Genomic DNA, 3,092 nt, shown 5'->3' with positions numbered 1-3,092 from the left:
GCCTCAACCGCTCCATCTGCTCTTCGGTCAGCCAGAAAAGATTGCTCATCGTCACCCCCGTCAGTTCGGATGCGTGAATCACGCAGCGACGGCGACTTCAAGCGAATCAATGGGTCCTGACCCTAGCCCCGCTCCGTGATCTGCGCTACCGCGTCACGCTTCAACTCGTCTGTGAAATTGCCTGTGCCCATCATGGCCTCCTTGCCTCAAAGTTAGCGAAGAAGGCGTCCACGAAACATGGCGCTATTCACCGGGCAAAAAGCCAAGACTAACATTTCATTGGCAGGCTCGGTAGTTCACCCTGAACACCCCGGTCACGCTGCCATCGTGATGTGATTGCGCGGCCCCTCACCCCTGATAGGCGCGATGAGCGCGCGCCGGTCCCGCCCTTCAACGGGCTTCGCGCGAGGCGGCCGTCAGTTTTCATGTGGTCGATTTCGGGCTCGATCATCCCACGTCGTTGACAGCTGTCAACTTTCACGCCGCTGCAACTGTGTGACGGTGCGCAGGTCAGTGAAGGCCGACCATTTGTCAATGCGGGGCAGCGCCGGTGCCTTTCCATCCGATGCCCGGTTCGCGCCTCCTTTGCGGTCAGGGGGTGTCTTTCCCGGCATCGCGGAGTTTCCGCGCCTGCCAGTCGGTGAAAAGCTCGGGCAGGGACTGCACCAGCCAATCCTCGAAACCTTCGGTATGGGCCAGCCGCAGCTTCAGAGTGCAGAAGTTGCGGTCGTATTTCGCCTGCCCCAGCGGCACACCGTCGGCGGTGTAAAGCCGCTGCGCCTCAGGCTGCTGGGCGGCCTCGGCCGCGCGGCGGCGCTCGACGATCCGCGCCATATAGTCCCACGCCGCCTGAAACCTGTCATCCGAGCGGGCGGCGCCCGACAGCGCAATCATGGAGTGCAGCGTGGCGGCGTCGGTCTCGGTTTCCTCCATCAGACCGGCGAAAGCCACCCAGCGGTCACGCCCGACAGACGGCGCGGTGCCGATACCCGCGATGATCTCGGCCGGGATGCGATCTGCCACCGAAAGCATCCGGCTGAGCAGCGTCTTGTCCACGGAAAGCGCGTCGCAGATGACCTTCCGATCATAGCCAATCTCCTGTAACTGTCTGGCAAAATTTACTTTTTCAATGAATGACAGGTCGCGGCGGGCGGTGTTTTCCTGCCCCTGCGCCAGGATCAGCTCGCGGTCGTCCAGATCGCGGATCAGCGCCTTGACCGGCTGGCCGAGGTCGCGCATCGCCAGCACGCGGCGGCGGCCATAGACGATCTGGTAACGGCCTTCCTTTTCGGGGTGGGGGCGCAGCAGGACCGGCACCTGCTGGCCATATTCCGCGATGGAGCCGCGCAGACCCGCTTCGGCCGCATCGTCGGTTTCAAGGCGGTCCTGCACGCCGCCGGCCTCAATCAGGAAGGGGTCGATCTCTACGACCGAGCGCGCCTTCAGATCGGCGATGGACCGCGAGACGGCGCCGATCGCACCGCGATTGGGGCGGGGCGGCAGGGCAGGGGGGGGCGCTGTGGGCTCTGGCGGCGCGGGCTGGGCATCGAGCAGGCCCTTCAGAACGTCTTTCCGGGCCATCAGCGCCCCCATGCCTGCTGGATCAGTACCTCGATCTCGCCATTGACGGCGTTGAGGCTTTCCATTGCGCGCTCATAGGTCGCGCGGGTGAAATCGGCTTTCTCCACCTCGTAAAGCGTTTGCTTGGTCAGACCCGCATCGGAAATCGCGGTGGATTTCAACACCGGGTGGTTCAGCACATGATCGCCGAACAGGCTGCGCATGAAGCTGACCATCTGGTTTTGCGGCCCGTCGCCGGGTTCGTAGCGGGTGACCAGATAGCGCAGCCAGTCGTAATTCATGTTGCCGCCGGCATCGGCCACCACGCCCAGCAGGTTCGATGTCATCAGAAGGAACTGGCACATCGACATCACGTCGAGCATCTGCGGATGCACCGTGACCAGAACGGCGGTGGCAGCAGACAGCGCGGACATCGTGAGGAACCCCAGTTGCGGCGGGCAGTCGATGACAACGGCATCGTAATCGCCCTCGACCTGCACCAAGGCATCGGAAATCCTGGTGAAGAAAAGGTTACCGCCGCGCGCGGAGAGGGCGCGGGGGGTTTCATGCTCGAACTCCATCAGCTCCAGATTGCCGGGCACGATGTCGAGATTGGTGAAATAGGTCGGGCGGATGATGTCGCGCAGGGGCAGGGGGTCATCGTAGCGGATGGCATCGTAAAGCGTGCCGCCGTCCAGCAGGTCGAATTCGGGCTGGAAGCCGTGCAGCGCCGAAAGGCTGGCCTGCGGGTCAAGGTCGATCGCCAGCACGCGATACCCGTCCAGCGCCAGCTTCTGCGCCAGATGGGCGGCGGTCGTGGTCTTGCCGGACCCGCCCTTGAAGTTGATGACGGTGATGACCTGAAGATGGTCGCCCGGGCGCCGGCCGGGCAGATAGGTGCCGGGGGTCTTGGTCCCGGCCTCCAGCAGGCGGCGCAGCTCCATGATGTCGGCCGAGGAATACAGACGGCGCCCGCCCGGCCCGGTCATCGGCTGCGGACCGCGCCCTTCCAGCGAAAGTTTGCGCAGATAGGCGTCCTTGACCCCCAGCAGCCCGGCGACCTCGCCGCTGGTGAAGCGCCGCAATTCCTTGCGGGCGTCGGGCGGGAAAAGCTGCGCGCGATGTGTCATCAGCCGTTCCGACAGGCGGGCGGCATGGTCACCGACCAGACGGTCGATGCGTTCGTTGGTCTGTTTCATTTACTGCTCCGCACCGTTTGTTACGGCATTCTTCGGAATTTTCAGTTCTTGGCGTAATTGAGTGACGCAAGAATCAGATTATGGCAAGAAAAATTCTGCCAGATATGGCGGAAGCAGGGCAGGGGACCACAAGATCGCCGGTGGCCTCTCGCAGCCGGAGATCGTCGGGAAACAGGCGCGGTTGATCTGCTTTGAGATGACCATCGCCAAGCTACCGCAGGCAGTGGCCATCGAAGGGTTCGGCTTCACCGGAACACCAATCAGGACAGCACATCGCTGGTCGGTGGCGCAGCGGACCAGTCGGCTCCAGATCCACCCCCCCCCCCCCCCCCC

2 protein-coding genes are annotated in these 3,092 nt (G+C 63.4%); both read right to left on the bottom strand.

Features of this window, described 5'->3' with window-relative positions:
- Positions 1–591: 591 nt before the first annotated feature.
- Positions 592–1,581: a plasmid partitioning protein RepB gene (gene repB / locus D2N39_RS22320; protein WP_119136909.1), complete on the bottom strand. Its 990-nt coding sequence runs from the start codon at positions 1,579–1,581 to the stop codon at positions 592–594.
- Positions 1,581–2,759, bottom strand: coding sequence for a plasmid partitioning protein RepA (gene repA, locus D2N39_RS22315; RefSeq protein ID WP_119136907.1), 1,179 nt, complete (start codon positions 2,757–2,759; stop codon positions 1,581–1,583). The genes repB and repA overlap by 1 nt, the downstream gene beginning before the upstream one ends.
- Positions 2,760–3,092: the final 333 nt, after the last annotated feature.

The organism is Gemmobacter lutimaris, assembly GCF_003570715.1.
Lineage (GTDB): Bacteria > Pseudomonadota > Alphaproteobacteria > Rhodobacterales > Rhodobacteraceae > Gemmobacter > Gemmobacter lutimaris.
The sequence above is the reverse complement of the archived record's forward strand: the minus strand, read 5'-3'. Positions and strand labels throughout refer to the sequence as shown.